This is a genomic window from Aquabacterium sp., from assembly GCF_035476535.1.
GTDB lineage: Bacteria > Pseudomonadota > Gammaproteobacteria > Burkholderiales > Burkholderiaceae_C > Pseudaquabacterium.
On sequence record NZ_DATILJ010000125.1, the window covers coordinates 75261 to 90108 of the forward strand.

Genomic DNA, 14848 nt, shown 5'->3' on the forward strand with positions numbered 1-14848 from the left:
GCATGAACGCCGTCGCGCAACTGGACACCACGCACCTGGTCGCGCTGGCCGCGGCGCTGGGCTGGGCCAGTGGCCTGCGGCTGTATGCGGTGGTGTTCCTGACCGGGCTGGCCGGCTGGCTGGGCTGGCTGCCGCTGCCGCCGGGCTTGCAGATCCTGCAGCACCCGCTGGTGCTGGGCGCGTCGGGCCTGATGCTGGTGATCGAGTTCCTGGCCGACAAGATCCCGGCGGTCGATTCCTTGTGGGACGCGCTGCACACGGTGATCCGCATTCCCGCCGGCGCCGCGCTGGCGGCCGGTGTGTTCAGCGGCATGGGCGGTGAGTGGCTGGGCGGTGATGCAACGGTGTGGGCCACCATCGCGGCCTTGCTGGGCGGCACGCTGGCGGCCACCAGCCATGTGGCCAAGGCCACCACGCGCGCGGCGATCAACACCTCGCCGGAACCGTTCTCGAACATCGGCGCGTCGCTGCTCGGCGACGCCGCGGTGCCGGCGATGCTGTGGCTGGCCTGGACGCATCCGCTGTGGTTCTTCGTCTGCCTGGCCGTCGCGCTGGTGCTGATGGGGGTGCTGATCGTGGTGCTGATGAAGTTCCTGCGGGGTTTGATCCGCATGCTCCGTGCTCGCTTCAGCGGCGGCGCGGCAATGGTTTGATGGAGACAGCGTGATGTTCAAGAAGATCCTGATTGCGAACCGGGGCGAGATCGCCTGCCGGGTGGCCGCCACCGCCAGGCGGCTCGGCATCCGCACGGTGGCGGTGTACTCCGAGGCCGATGCCCGTGCCAAGCATGTGCTGGCCTGCGACGAGGCGGTGGCCATCGGAGGCTCCGCGCCGCGCGACAGTTATCTGCGCGCCGATCGCATTCTTGAAGCGGCGAAAGCCACCGGCGCGCAGGCGGTGCACCCGGGTTACGGGTTCCTGTCCGAGAACGAGGGCTTTGCCCGGGCCTGCGCCGAGGCCGGCATCGCCTTCATCGGCCCGCCGCCCTCGGCGATTGCCGCGATGGGCAGCAAATCCGCCGCCAAGTCGCTGATGGAGAAGGCCGGCGTGCCGCTGGTGCCCGGCTACCACGGCGACAACAATGAACCGGGCTTCCTGGCCGAGCAGGCGCAGCGCATCGGCTACCCGGTGCTGATCAAGGCCAGCGCCGGCGGTGGCGGCAAGGGCATGCGGCGGGTCGACAAGGCCGAGGACTTCATCGCCGCGCTGGCCTCCTGCCAGCGCGAAGCCCAGTCCAGCTTCGGCGACCAGCACGTGCTGGTCGAGCGTTATGTCACGCGGCCGCGCCACATCGAGATCCAGATCTTCGGCGATACGCAGGGCCGCTGCGTCTACCTGTTCGAGCGCGATTGTTCGGTGCAGCGCCGCCACCAGAAGGTGCTGGAAGAAGCGCCGGCCCCCGGCATGAGCGAGGCCCGCCGCGCCCAGATGGGCGCGGCCGCGGTGGCGGCCGCTCAGGCGGTGGCTTATGTCGGCGCCGGCACGGTGGAGTTCATCGCCGAGCCGACCGATGACGGTGACCTGCGCTTCTACTTCATGGAGATGAACACCCGCTTGCAAGTGGAGCATCCTGTCACCGAGGCGATCACCGGGCTGGACCTGGTGGAGTGGCAGCTGCGCGTGGCCGCCGGCCAGCCGCTGCCGTGCACGCAAGAGCAGTTGAAGATCACCGGCCACGCGATCGAGGCGCGCATCTGCGCCGAGAACCCCGATGGCGGCTTCCTGCCGGCCACCGGCCGCATGGATGTGCTGCGCTGGCCGGCGCATGTGGCCTTCAGCCGCAATGCCGATGGCGAGCCCTTCCACGATGCCGCCGACGTGCGTGTCGACGCCGGCGTGCGCGAGGGTGATGCGATCAGCCCGTACTACGACTCGATGATCGCCAAGCTGATCGTCTGGGGCGACAACCGCGCGCAGGCGCTGGCGCGGCTGGATGCGGCGCTGCAGGCCACGCAGATCGTGGGCCTGCACACCAACGTGGCCTTCCTGCGCCGGGTGGTCAACTCGCGCTCGTTCGCCACCGCCGATCTCGACACCGCACTGATCGAACGCGAAGCTGCCACGGTGCTGAACCAGCCGCCGCTGGCGCTGGAGGTGGTGGCCGCCGGCGTGGTGGCGCATGCGCTGGCCGACGAGCAGGCGCTGTCCGGTGCCGACCCCTGGTCACGCCGCGACGGCTGGCGTTTGCATGGCGGCGCGCGCCGGCACTTCGACATCGAGCATGCCGGCACGCACCACGCGGTGGCGCTGGCGCGGCTGCACGACGGCGCGCTGCGCCTGCACATCGCCGATCAGGTCTGGCCCTTCACCGCCCGCAGTCTGGGCGATGCCCGTCATGACATCACGCTGGGCGATCGCCGCTTGCAGCTGAACGTGCATGTGCACGGTGAACGCGTCGCCGTGTTCTCGGCCGAAGGCTCGGCGGTGGCGCACGAGATCGACGTCATCGCCCATGCCGGTGAAGGCGCCGCCGAGGGTGGCCGCCTGACCGCGCCGATGCCCGGCAAGGTGGTGGCCTTCCTGACCCAGGCCGGCGACACCGTGAGCAAGGGCCAGCCGGTGGCGGTGATGGAGGCGATGAAGATGGAGCACACGCTCAGCGCGCCGCGCGACGGCGTGGTGGCTGAGTTGCTCTATGCGGTGGGCGACCAGGTCGCCGAAGGTGGTGAGTTGCTGCGCTTGCAGCCGGCCTGAGGGGGCGCGGTGTCAGGGCTCAGCGTTGGCGCCACCGGGAGAGCCAGCCTTTGCGCTGTTCTTCCGGCGGCTGCGTACCGTCGGGCGCTGGGCCTGAGTCTTCCATCGGCCGCGAGACACCAAAGCCGGTGGTGTTCTTCGACCACTCGGTGGGGTGCGCGGCATGGCCGGGCTGCATGGCCTGCTGCTGGTCCAGGCGCTTGTACAGATCGCGCACGCTGCGGTATTGCACCGCCAGCTGGGCCAGTTCGGTGCCGGTGCAGGCATCACACACCAGCAGCACGTCGCGCGCATACCGGGGTTGCTTCAGCATCTTTTCAACGTCGATGCCCTGCCCCAGCTCGCGCATCAGGTAGAAATGAATCTTGGTGGCGATCTGCAAGGGGCTGGGGCTGTGTGACACGATGAACTTTCTTGAGATGAGTCTTCTGTGCTGGCGCGATTCTCGGCGCTGTCATCCCGGGCAGCATCCCCTTCATGGGGGCGATTGGACCGCCGTTTGAAAAGTGATGTAACGGGTGCGTAGACTCACCCCCTAACTTGAAGGCAAGAATCATGTTTCCGAGCCGAGTCACTCTGGTAGACGTGGGCCCGCGCGACGGGCTGCAGAATGAAAAGCAGCCGGTGGGCACCGAGCACAAGGTGGCGCTGGTGCACCGGCTGCAGGCGGCCGGCCTGCGCGAGATCGAGGTCACCAGCTACGTCAGCCCGAAGTGGGTGCCGCAGATGGCCGACAACGCGGCGGTGATGGCCGCGATCGCGCGGCCAACCGGCGTGCGCCATTCGGTGCTGGTGCCGAACATGATCGGCTTCGAGTCCATGCTGGCCGCCGGGCCGGCGGCGCGGCCGGACGAGATCGTGGTGTTCGGCGCCGCCAGCCAGGCCTTCAGCCAGCGCAACATCAACTGCTCGATCGAAGAGAGCATCGAGCGCTTTGCGCCGGTCGTGGCCGCTGCGCGCGAGGCCGGCTTCAAGGTGCGCGCCGCGGTGTCCTGCGCACTGGGTTGCCCCTACCAAGGCGAAGTCAGCGCCGACGAGGTCGAGCATGTGGTCAGGCTGATGAAGGGCATCGGCGTGCAGCACTGCGGCATCGCCGACACCATCGGCGTCGGCACGCCGCGCAAGGTGCAGGCGGTGATCGAGCGGGCGCTGCGGCATTTTCCAATGGCTGAAGTGAGCGGCCATTTCCACGATACCTACGGCCAGGCGCTGGCCAACATCTACGCCTGCCTGGAGATCGGCCTGCACACCTTCGACACCAGCGTCGCCGGCCTCGGCGGCTGCCCCTATGCCAAGGGCGCCACCGGCAATGTCGCCACCGAGGACGTGGCGTTCATGCTGCAGGGCATGGGCATCGAGACCGGCATCGACCTGGAGGCGCTGGTGCAGGCCGGTGGTTTCATTTCCGAGGTGCTGGGCCGCGCGCCAGTGTCGCGCGCGGGCAAGGCCTTGTTGACTAGGCAGGGCAAGGTCTTTGCGTGAGCGGGCGGGCAGGGGGCGGGGGCTTCGCTGAGGGCCCGGCCACAATCACGCCATGCCCACCCTCGACTGGCTCAACCGCAACGCCGCATTTCGCATCGCCGACCAGGTGCCTTACCGGCTGATCGAACCGGTCTCCAGCCATGGCAGCGGTGACCCGCAAAACCTGCTGGTGCAGGGCGACAACCTCGACGCGCTGAAGGCTCTGCTGCCGCTGTACCGCGCGCAGGTGAAGTGCATCTTCATCGACCCGCCGTACAACACCAAAAGTGCCTTCGAGCACTACGACGACAACCTCGAACACAGCCAGTGGCTGAGCATGATGCTGCCGCGGCTGCAACTGCTACGGGAGTTCCTGCGCGAGGACGGCAGCATCTGGGTGACCATCGACGACAACGAGGGGCACTACCTCAAGGTGTTGATGGATGAGGTGTTTGGGCGGGCGAACTTCATTGCCACGATCGCCTGGGAGAAGGACAAGGGGGGGCGAGGTGACGCAGACATTTCGACGTCGCAGGACATGGTGCTGTCGTTTGCGATCAACCGAAGGCGCTGGTCCGAGACGCGCAATCTGCTCGTCCGCAGTGACACGCAGGCCGGGAGGTTTCAGAATCCCGATGGTGACCCGCGTGGTCCGTGGCGACAGGGCGATGACGGAACTGCAAAGAGCGGCTCGGAGAAGCAACGGTTCTTGATCGAGTTGCCCTCTGGGCGCAAAGTCGTCCCGAAACAAGGTCGCTATTGGGCGTTTTCGCCTGAGACGTTTGAACGTGCGCGCACCGAGGGGCGAGTCTATTTCGGCAAGGATGGCGACCGCCTTCCTGTGATCAAGCGCTACCTGACTGAAGTACGCGAGGGGGTGGCGCCCCGCACTTGGTGGCCTGCGGAAGACGCCGGGACAAATCAAGCTGCCAAGCGGGACCACCTTTCAAAGCTGCTGCCCGAGATCGAGCCATTCGCTACACCCAAGCCCGAACAGTTGCTCCAGCGCATCCTGCACATTTGCTCCAATCCCAATGACCTTGTCCTGGACTCCTTCCTCGGCAGCGGCACCACCGCGGCGGTCGCGCACAAGATGGGCCGGCGCCGGATCGGCATCGAGATGGGTGATCACGCGGTCAGCCACTGCCTGCCGCGCTTGGAGAAGGTGCTTGCCGGCGAACAAGGTGGCATCAGCCCCGCAGTGGGTTGGCAGGGCGGCGGTGGCTTTCGCTTTGGGCGCTTGTCCGAGCCGGTGTTCAGCGCCGATGGCCGCATCAACCCGCAGGTGCGCTTTGCATCGCTGGCGGCTTTCGTCTGGCAGCAGGAAACCCGGCAGGCCTATGTGAGCCCGTTGCCCGGTGCCGTGCCTGGAACGCCGCTGCTGGGCGTGCACGACGGGCTGGCGGTCTACCTGCTCTACAACGGCATCCTGGGCGACCGCCGGCCAGAGGGCGGCAACCTGCTCACCCTCACGGTGCTGCAAGCACTGAAGGCTGCGTGCCCCCACGCCGGTCCCAAGGTGGTCTACGGTGAAGCCTGCCGCCTGGGCAGCGCGCGGCTGGAGGCCGAGGGCCTGGTGTTCCGCCAGATTCCCTACGACTTGGCGGCGAAGTGACCCCGGGCATGACGGCGGCAGAACTTCAGCGCCTGTTGCGCGAACGCTATCCGGTCGAGAACGAGCGGCACGAATGGAAGGGCTGGCGCGGCCTGAAGCACAACGTGTCGGGCGCCAAGGGCGAAGACCTGCTTTGCTATGTCTCGGCCCTGGCCAACATGGACGGCGGTTGCGTGCTGATCGGCGTGGAAGACGGATCACTCGCGCCCGTCGGCTTGGCCGACCCCGCCGACTACACGCCGGAGACTTTGCCGTATCGCTTGCTCGGGCGCTGCGCCAACCTGCCGTCGCTGGGCCTGCATGTCGAGGTCCTGCGGGCCGACGATACCGGTGCGGCCGTGTGGGTGCTGCACGTGCCGCGGCACGCGCCGCGCCGGCCCGTCCATGCGCATGACATGGCCTGGCAGCGCGACCACGACAAGCTGGTGCCGCTGCGCGAAGACAGGTTGGCGGCGATCCTGGCGGAAGCGCTGGCCGGGGAGGACTGGAGTGCGGTGGTGGTGGAGGCGGCGAGCTTGACCGACCTGGATCCGGCGGCGCTGTCCCTGGCGCGCGCGCAGTACGCCGCCAAGCACGCCCGCAGCAAGTGGGCTGCCGAGGTGCCGGGTTGGAGCGACAGCGTCTTCCTGGACCGCGCGCGGCTCACGCTGCAGGGCGGCATCACGCGCGCCGCCTTGTTGCTGCTGGGACGCACCGGGAGCGTGCCGCTGCTGGCGCCGAATCCGGCCGAGATCACCTGGAAGCTGCCGGCCGAGCGTGCGGTGCAGCACTTCGGCCCGCCGTTCCTGCTGTCGACCACGGCCTTGATGCGGCAGATCCGCAATCCGATCATCAAGCTGGTGCCTGAATCGCAGTTGATCCCCGTGCAGCTACCGCGCTATGAAACCCGGCTGGTGCTGGAGGCCCTGCACAACTGCATAGCGCATCAGGACTATTCGCGCGCCGAACGCATCGTGGTGGAAGAGTGGCCGGCGCGGCTGTGCCTGATCAATGCCGGCGGCTTTGTCGATGGCCAACCCGAAGACTATTTCCAGGGCCTGCGCACACCCAGCCGCTACCGAAACGCGTGCCTGGCCACCGCCATGGACGAGATCGGCATGATCGACAAGGCGGGCTTCGGCATCAGCGACATGGTGCGCATCCAGCGTGAGCGCTACCTGCCGCTGCCTGATTACGTGGGGTCTACGGCAGCCAGGACGGTGTTCAATGTCCTGGGGCAGTCCCTGAGCCTGGACTACAGCCGGCTGCTGATGCAGCAGAGCGACATCGATCTGGCCACCGTGCTGTTGCTGGACCACCTGCAGAAGGGCCATGACCTGACGGCCGAGCAGCGGCGACAGCTGCGCTTGCGGGGCCTGATCGAAGGGCGAGGCGCCCGCACCACGATTTCTGCCGGTGTGGCCACCGCCACCGATCGCGAGACGGAATACGTCGATGCGAGTGGTCTGGACACCGCACATTTCCGGGCGTTGGTGCTCAAGCTGCTGGCGTTGGGGCCGCAGCCGCGGGCCAAGATCAACCGGCTGTTGTTGGACAAGTTGCCGGCCACGGTGGTCGGCGACACTCGCCGCCGTGCCTATGTGAAGGCCTTGCTGCAGGAGCTGACGCGCCGCGGCGAGATTCAGAACGTGGGCGGCGCCACCAAGGCGGCGCGCTGGGCATTGGTGCAGCGATGAACGCCGGCGGTGCTGTGCCAATGGTGCGTGGGCTTGTGCCGACTTGCGCCAATGAGTTCCGTAACCTATTGATTTGTCTGGAATTTATTTCTTCCAATGCTTGCTTCGATCGCCTTTTGTGCCAATCGCTCGAGCGCCGCGCATTGACTGTCCATGAATACGCCGCCTCGGCGGATCAATGACGATGTCCGCACTCCAACTGAAGACCTACCAGGCCCAGGCACTGGCCAGTCTCGCGCGTCTGCTCCGTGCTGCGCTGAACACCGGGTCCCTGGCAGCGGCCTGGGCGATTGAGATGCAGCGCCAGACACCCGTGCCGGCGGCGGGTGAGCGCGTGATCACGGTGCCCTATCGAGCGGAGCCCTTTGGTGACACGCCTTGCGTGTGCCTGCGCATTCCCACCGGCGGCGGCAAGACGCTGCTGGCCGCGCATGCCATCCCGCTGATGGCAAGGCTGTGGGCGCAGGTGGACTTTCCGCTGGCGCTGTGGCTGGTGCCTTCCACCACCATCCGCGACCAAACCCTCAAGGCCCTGCGGCAACCCGGCCACCCATATCGGCAGGCTTTGGAGGCGGCCTATGGCCAGGCGTTGACCGTGCTGGACCTGGATGCCGCGCCCACGATCGCGCCGCAGGACATGGGCCGCAAGGCGCTCGTCCTGGTGGCCACGATGCAGAGCTTCCGGGTGCGGCAGACACAGGGCCGCAATGTCTATGCATTCAGCGAAGACTTCGACGCCCACTTTGCACACTTGCGCGCCTCGATCGGGCCGGCGGCGTTTGCTGCGCTCGACAAGGTCAGTGCCGACGACCTGGCGGACCCTGGGCAGACCTTCCTGAGCACCTCCGACCTTGGCCGTGTGAAGCATTCCTTGGCCAACCTGCTGGCGCTGATGCGGCCCCTGGTGGTGGTGGACGAGGCGCACAACGCCAAGACCGACACCACCTTCGAAACGCTGCGCCGTTTTGCGCCCAGCGCCATCCTCGAACTGACGGCAACACCTGTGCCGCGCAAGACCAACGTGCTGCACAGCGTGAGTGCGCGCGAACTGCAGGCCGAGGACATGATCAAGCTGCCGGTGATGCTGGCCGAGCACAAGGCCTGGCCCGACGCAGTTCGGGACGCCGTGTTGCGGCGCCGTCACCTGGAGGCCGAGGCCGCGCATGAAGCGAATTACCTGCGCCCCATCGTGCTCTTCCAGGCACAGGACAAGACCGGTCCGGTCACGCCGGAAGCGCTGCGCCAGCATCTGCTGACCGAAAAGCTGGCCACTGAGGTCGAGATCGTCATCGCCACCGGCGACCAGCGCGGGCTGGACGGCCTGGATCTGTTTGACCCGGCCTGCCCAGTGCGCCACGTCATCACCGTGGAAGCCTTGAAGGAGGGCTGGGACTGCTCGTTCGCCTACGTGCTGTGTTCGCTGCAGAACGTGCGTTCGGGCAAGGATGTGGAGCAGTTGCTGGGCCGTGTGCTGCGCATGCCCTATGCGGCCCGCCGCAAGAGCCCGGCACTCAACCGGGCCTATGCGCATGTGGTGGCGCCAAGCTTCTCGCAGGCTGCCACGGCCCTGGTCGACCGCATGGTTCAGGGCATGGGGTTCGAGGCGCTGGGCACCGCGGCGATGGTGCTGCCCGATGCCGGCACACCCGACATGTTTGGCGATGTCGGGCCTTTGCCATCGACGCCGCCCACGCTGACGCTGGAGTTGCCGCCGGAAGCGATCGCCGCCTTGCAGGGCGAACCGGGCTTGCAGGTCCTGCCACGCGAGCCCGGAGCAGGCGCAGCGGTGTCCGTCAGCGACGAGATGTCCGACGCGCAACTCGCGCGTGTGCTGGCGGTGCTGCCGGCCAGCGAGCACGCCGCAGTGTCGGCGCAGGTGCGCCAGCACAACGAACGTGTGGTTGCCGCGCGCTCACCCGCCCAGCGCGGCGTGCCCTTCGCGGCCTTGCCGCGCTTGTGCCTCGGGCCGGTGGGCGGGACCCAAGCCGAGCTGCATCTGTTCGAGCGCAACACGCTGGAAGAAGTGATCGCCTTCGATCTGTTGTGCGCCGACCCACGGCCCGCACTGCCGGGGTGGCGGCTGGTGGAGCAGAGCGACCTGTTTGAAATCTATGTGAACGACGCCCGGGTGCAGTTGCGCCAGGCGCAAGAGACCGCACAGCTCTCGCTGAATGCCGTACCCATCGACGCCACGGAAACCGATCTGGTGCTGTGGCTGTCGACAGCGCTGCGGCGTCCGGCGCTGACCGACGACAGCTTGCGGCGCTGGGTGGCTGCGCTGGTGGCCCGGTTGAGACACGAGCAGGGCCTTTCACTGACCGGGTTGCTGCGTGCACGCCATGCGCTGGCGCAGGCGGCGACACATCGGCTCGACAACCTGGAGGCACAAGCCCGCAAGCAGGGTTTCGAGCAGCTCATGCTCGACATCACGGGCACACCGCAAGCCAGCGCATGGTCGGTTGGACTGTCGCCGGACTGGCAGTTCCGCTACACCGCGGGCCACTATCCGGCGCGCAACGTGTATGCGGGCCGTTGGATCTTTCGCAAGCACTACTTCGACGTCATCCACGCGCTGAAGTCACAGGGTGAGGAGTTCGAATGCGCCAAGGCGCTGGACGGCATGCCGCAAGTCCTGCACTGGGTGCGCAACATCGAGCAGCAGGAGCAGTTCTCCTTCTGGCTCCCCACTGCTACCGACTACTTCTATCCGGACTTCGTGGCCGAGTTGACGGATGGACGTTTGTTCATCGTTGAGTACAAGGGCGATGCGTATGCCACCAACGATGATTCACGTGAAAAGCGTGCCGTGGGTGAAGCTTGGGCCCGCGCCAGCGAAGGCAAGGCCGTGTTCGCAATGATTGAGAGGCTGGTGGACGGGCTGGACTTGCAGTCCCAGTTGCAGCGTGCGCTTGGCGCGTGACCCCACCCAAGGGAGGAAGTTTCGACATGAACGAAGATCCGAACATGGTTGACGATATGCTTTCACGTCCCGAAGGCTTCCGCCGCGTCACGCAAGTGCTGGCCGAGCGCGGCCATGCCCATGCACCGCTGTGGCTGGAGGTCTCGGCGCGCACCTGCGCCGAAGCGGCCGATGCGCTGCAGGTGCAGGTCGGCCAGATCGCCAAGAGCGTGATCTTCCGCCGCCGGGCCGACGAGATCGCGGTGCTGGTGATCACCTCGGGCGACAAGCGGGTGGACGAGAAGAAGGTCGCCGCGCAGGTCGGGGCCATCGGCCGTGCCGATGCCGATTTCGTCAAGGCCCGCACCGGCTTCTCGATCGGCGGCGTGTCGCCGGTCGGCCATGCCCAGCCGCCGTTGGTGCTGGTCGACCGCGAGCTGTTCCGCTTCGACGAGATCTGGGCCGCGGCCGGCCATCCGAACGGCGTGTTCCGCCTGGCGCCGGACGACTTGGTGGCGCTCACCGGCGCGCCGGTGGCCGATGTGGTGGTGTCGACATGACGGCCGGCGTGGCCAGCCCCTGCATCAACGTCTGCCGCATGCATGCCGGCAGCGGCTGGTGCGAGGGCTGCCTGCGCACGATCGACGAGATCGCCGCCTGGTCGCAGCTGGATGACCCGGCCAAGCGCCAGGTGCTGGCGCTGGTGCGCGATCGCCGCCGGCAATGGCGGCTGCTGCGTGCCGAGGCTGCCGCGGTCGCTGTGGCCACGGACACCCCACCTCCTGCGCAGGGCTGAACGATGACGCCGCTGAATTTCTGGTTCGATGTGATCTCGCCTTACGCCTGGCTGGCCTTCGAGCGCCTGCCGCAGGCGCTGGAGGGCTGCAACTACAGCGTGAACTACCGGCCGGTGGTGTTCGCCGGGTTGCTGAAGGCCTGGGGCCAGAAAGGTCCGGCCGAGATCGCGCCCAAGCGCGCCTGGACCTACCGACATGTCGCCTGGCTGGCGCAGGCCCAGGGCACGACGCTGCAGATCCCTCGGCCGCATCCCTTCAACCCGCTGGCGCTGCAGCGGCTGGCCGTGGCCTGCTGCGAACCCGGCAGCACGCCGAACCGCCGTGCCGTCGAGCTGCTGTTCCGCCATGTCTGGTGCCGTGACGGGGCCGACCCGAACGAGCCGGTGGCGCTGGCCGCGCTGACCGAGATGCTGGCGCCGCAGCGTGATCCGGCGAACGAGGACGTCAAGCAGGACCTGCGCGCCGCCACCGACGCTGCCGCCGCGCACGGCGTGTTCGGCGTGCCGACGATCGAATGCGGCGGCCGGCTGTTCTGGGGCCAGGATGCCTTGCCGATGCTGCGTGCGGCGTTGACCGGCGATGCCTGGTTCGACGGCCCGGACTGGGATGCCGCGGCACGGCAACCTGAGGGCGTGCAACGCCCCAGCTGACGCGCCTGACAGCCCATCACGCGAAACTGCGGGGTGGGTTTTCCCTTGTGTTCCCACATCACGAAACAGAACCCTAGGGTTGCACCCGGTTTTGTCAGGATGTGTTGGCTTGGTGTCAGAAGGTGGTCAGAGCCTGGGCGAATAGTCGCCCTCCACGCAGCCGCTTGGCCGCGTCCGTTCATCCCCCCGTTGGGCACCGAGGAGTTCAATCTATGGCTACAGCAGCCTCCCTGAAAGCCGGCAGCGTCGACAGGCCGATGTCTGCCGAGGAGAAGAAGGTCATCTTCGCCTCGTCACTCGGCACTGTGTTCGAGTGGTACGACTTCTACCTCTACGGTTCGTTGGCGCCGATCATCGCCAAGCAGTTCTTTTCGGCGCTCGACCCCGGCGCGGCGTTCATCGCCTCGCTGCTGGCGTTTGCCGCCGGCTTCATCGTGCGGCCTTTCGGCGCGCTGGTGTTCGGCCGCCTGGGCGACATGATCGGTCGCAAGTACACCTTCCTGGTCACCATCCTGATCATGGGCCTGTCGACCTTCGTGGTCGGCATATTGCCAACTTATGCCTCGATCGGCGTGGCCGCGCCGATCATCCTGATCGGCCTGCGCATGCTGCAAGGCCTGGCGCTGGGCGGTGAATACGGCGGTGCCGCCACCTACGTGGCCGAGCACGCACCTCACGGCAAGCGCGGTGCCTACACCTCGTGGATCCAGACCACCGCCACCTTGGGCTTGATGCTGTCGCTGATGATCATCCTGGGCGTGCGCACCTGGATGGGCGAGAAGGACTTCGGCGATTGGGGCTGGCGCATTCCGTTCATCGTCTCGATCCTGCTGCTGGCCATCAGCGTGTGGATCCGCTTGTCGATGAACGAATCCCCGGCCTTCAAGAAGATGAAGGAAGAGGGCAAGGTCTCGAAGGCGCCGCTGACCGAATCCTTCGGCCAGTGGAAGAACCTGAAGATCGTTGCGCTGGCGCTGTTCGGCCTGGTCATGGGCCAGGGCGTGGTGTGGTACTCGGGCCAGTTCTACGCACTGTTCTTCCTGACCAGCGCGCTGAAGGTCGATCCGGCCACCGCCAACATCCTGATTGCCGTGTCGCTGATCATCGGCACGCCGTTCTTCGTCGTCTTCGGCACGCTGTCGGACAAGATCGGCCGCAAGCCGATCATCCTGGCCGGCATGGCGCTGGCGGTGCTGACCTACTTCCCGCTGTTCAAGGCGCTGACCGCTGCCGCCAACCCCGAACTGGCCAAGGCCCAGGCGACGGCGCAGATCACCGTCAAGGCCGACCCGAAGACCTGTTCGTTCCAGGGCAGCCCGATCGCCCGTGAAGTGGACTTCACCTCGGCCTGCGACATCGCCAAGCGTGCGCTGACGCAGAGTTCGGCCAGCTATGCCAACGAGGCGACGACGGACGGCTCCACCACCATCCAGATCGGCGAGAAGGTGATCACGCCGCCGACCGCCACCGTGATGGCCGGCGGCCACAAGTTCGACGAGGCTTCGGCCAAGGCCGTCGCCGCGTTCAAGAAGGATGTGGCCGATGCGATGAAGGCTGCCGGCTACCCGCCGAAGGCGGCGCCGATTCCGTTCATGGGCGGCAACTGGTGGACCATCGTCGGCATCCTGACCATCCTGGTGATCTATGTGACCATGGTCTACGGCCCGATCGCGGCGATGCTGGTCGAGCTGTTCCCGACACGCATCCGCTACACCTCGATGAGCCTGCCGTACCACATCGGCAACGGCTGGTTCGGTGGCCTGCTGCCGTCGGTCACCTTCGCGATGGTGGCCTCCAACGGCAACATGTACTACGGCCTGTGGTACCCGATCGTGATCGCCGCGGTGTGCTTCGTGGTCGGCCTGCTCTTCGTCAAGGAGACCAAGGACGTCGACATCTACGCCAAGGACTGATCGACTGATGTTTGATTGATCGGCACCCCGTGCCCGCCACCTGCGAGGGTGGCGTGTGGGCCCACCCGGACCGGACCCACACGCCACCCTCGAACTTTCGGAACCTTGTCATGTGGAAACTGCTGGTTGGATTTGTCGTCTTCGCGGCGATTGCGCTGATCGTGCTGAAGAAGGCCGGCGGCGACGTGGACCTGAGCGGTGAAAAGCACGGCATCGAGAGCAGCAGCCATTCGGCCGAACCGGCCGCCTCGGGCGCGGCGCCGGCTTCCGCGGCAGCGTCGAAGTGACGGCGAGCGCGTCACGCGCGGACGGATGAGCAGGGGCCCGAGCCCCACCGCCTTGGCTGCCGCGCCGATCCAGCGTTAGCGTGCCGTGCCCGCCGGCCAGCGGTGGGCCGCTGAAGTTCGGGTAAGCTTGATTCAATATGAACCAAGCAGTACAAAAGCCGCCCAAACCGCCCGAACTGCGCAAGCCATCCGGGCGGCCGCGCGGCCGCCCGCCCACGGCTGCAGCGGCGGCGGGTGACGCTGAAGCCGGGCGTACCAACGACCCCGAGCGCACCACCGCCGACATCCTGGCCGTGGCCACGCGCGAGTTCGCCGACAAGGGCCTGGCCGGTGCCCGCATCGATGCCATTGCCGATGCCACGCGCACCAGCAAGCGCATGATCTATTACTACTTCGGCAGCAAGGAGGGGCTGTACGTCGCGGTGCTGGAGGATGCATACCGCCGCATGCGCAGCATCGAGGCCGAACTGCACCTCGAAGACCTGGCTCCCGAGGACGCGCTGCGCCGGCTGGTCGGCTTCACCTGCGACTACCAGTTGGCCAACCCCGACTTCATCCGCCTGGTGATGACCGAGAACATCCACCGCGGCGAGTTCCTGGCCCAGAGCAAGACCATCCAGCAGCTCAACGTGCCGGCCATCGATGCCGTGCGTGCGGCTTACGAGCGGGGCGTGAAGGCCGGCGTGTTCCGCAAGGACATCGACCCGGTGGACCTGCACATGTCGATCTCGGCGCTGTGCTTCTTCAATGTGTCCAATCGACACACCTTCAGCCTGATCTTCAAGCGCGACCTCGACAGTCCCCGTGCCGTCGACGCGCGGCGCGACAGCATCGTCGAGATGGTTCTGCGCTTCGT

The 14848-nt window shown here is 66.9% G+C and carries 13 protein-coding genes; 12 read left to right on the plus strand and 1 reads right to left on the minus strand.

Features of this window, described 5'->3' with window-relative positions; translation table 11 throughout:
* Positions 1-2: 2 nt before the first annotated feature.
* Positions 3-653 carry a DUF4126 domain-containing protein gene (locus VLK61_RS12820; protein ID WP_325421738.1) on the plus strand — a complete coding sequence of 217 codons (651 nt, stop codon included), beginning with the start codon at positions 3-5 and terminating at the stop codon, positions 651-653.
* Positions 654-666: 13 nt separating this feature from the next.
* Positions 667-2694 carry an acetyl/propionyl/methylcrotonyl-CoA carboxylase subunit alpha gene (locus VLK61_RS12825; RefSeq protein ID WP_325421741.1) on the plus strand — a complete coding sequence of 676 codons (2028 nt, stop codon included), beginning with the start codon at positions 667-669 and terminating at the stop codon, positions 2692-2694.
* A 19-nt stretch (positions 2695-2713) separates the two neighbouring features.
* Here the strand turns inward: VLK61_RS12825 and VLK61_RS12830 are convergent, their stop codons facing one another.
* Positions 2714-3097: a hypothetical protein gene (locus tag VLK61_RS12830; RefSeq protein WP_325421743.1), complete on the minus strand. Its 384-nt coding sequence runs from the start codon at positions 3095-3097 to the stop codon at positions 2714-2716.
* A gap of 152 nt (positions 3098-3249) precedes the next feature.
* Here VLK61_RS12830 and VLK61_RS12835 point away from each other — a divergent pair, with 152 nt between their 5' ends.
* From VLK61_RS12835 to VLK61_RS12880, 10 genes are all read left to right on the plus strand, one after another.
* Positions 3250-4176: a hydroxymethylglutaryl-CoA lyase gene (locus VLK61_RS12835; protein ID WP_325421744.1), complete on the plus strand. Its 927-nt coding sequence runs from the start codon at positions 3250-3252 to the stop codon at positions 4174-4176.
* Between the two features lie 52 nt (positions 4177-4228).
* Entirely contained in the window at positions 4229-5770 is a 1542-nt protein-coding gene (locus VLK61_RS12840; protein ID WP_325421746.1) for a site-specific DNA-methyltransferase, read from the plus strand.
* 8 nt (positions 5771-5778) lie between these two features.
* Positions 5779-7446, plus strand: coding sequence for an ATP-binding protein (locus tag VLK61_RS12845; protein ID WP_325421748.1), 1668 nt, complete (start codon positions 5779-5781; stop codon positions 7444-7446).
* 184 nt (positions 7447-7630) lie between these two features.
* Positions 7631-10366 (plus strand): DEAD/DEAH box helicase family protein, encoded by a 2736-nt coding sequence (locus VLK61_RS12850; RefSeq protein WP_325421750.1) that lies wholly within the window; start codon positions 7631-7633, stop codon positions 10364-10366.
* A gap of 56 nt (positions 10367-10422) precedes the next feature.
* The gene (locus tag VLK61_RS12855; protein ID WP_325421752.1) at positions 10423-10905 is read left to right on the plus strand and encodes a YbaK/EbsC family protein; all 483 of its coding nucleotides are present in this window, start codon (positions 10423-10425) and stop codon (positions 10903-10905) included.
* Positions 10902-11141, plus strand: a complete 240-nt coding sequence (locus VLK61_RS12860; protein ID WP_325421753.1) for a DUF1289 domain-containing protein — start codon at positions 10902-10904, stop codon at positions 11139-11141. Before VLK61_RS12855 ends, VLK61_RS12860 begins: the two co-directional genes overlap by 4 nt.
* 3 nt (positions 11142-11144) lie before the next feature.
* Positions 11145-11792: a 2-hydroxychromene-2-carboxylate isomerase gene (locus tag VLK61_RS12865; RefSeq protein ID WP_325421754.1), complete on the plus strand. Its 648-nt coding sequence runs from the start codon at positions 11145-11147 to the stop codon at positions 11790-11792.
* Between the two features lie 212 nt (positions 11793-12004).
* Complete coding sequence (locus VLK61_RS12870; RefSeq protein ID WP_325421755.1) at positions 12005-13705, plus strand: MFS transporter; 1701 nt, start codon at positions 12005-12007, stop codon at positions 13703-13705.
* Between the two features lie 110 nt (positions 13706-13815).
* Positions 13816-13992: a hypothetical protein gene (locus VLK61_RS12875; protein WP_325421756.1), complete on the plus strand. Its 177-nt coding sequence runs from the start codon at positions 13816-13818 to the stop codon at positions 13990-13992.
* A 137-nt stretch (positions 13993-14129) separates the two neighbouring features.
* On the plus strand, positions 14130-14848 hold a 719-nt coding region (locus VLK61_RS12880; protein WP_325421757.1), incomplete at its 3' end, for a TetR/AcrR family transcriptional regulator.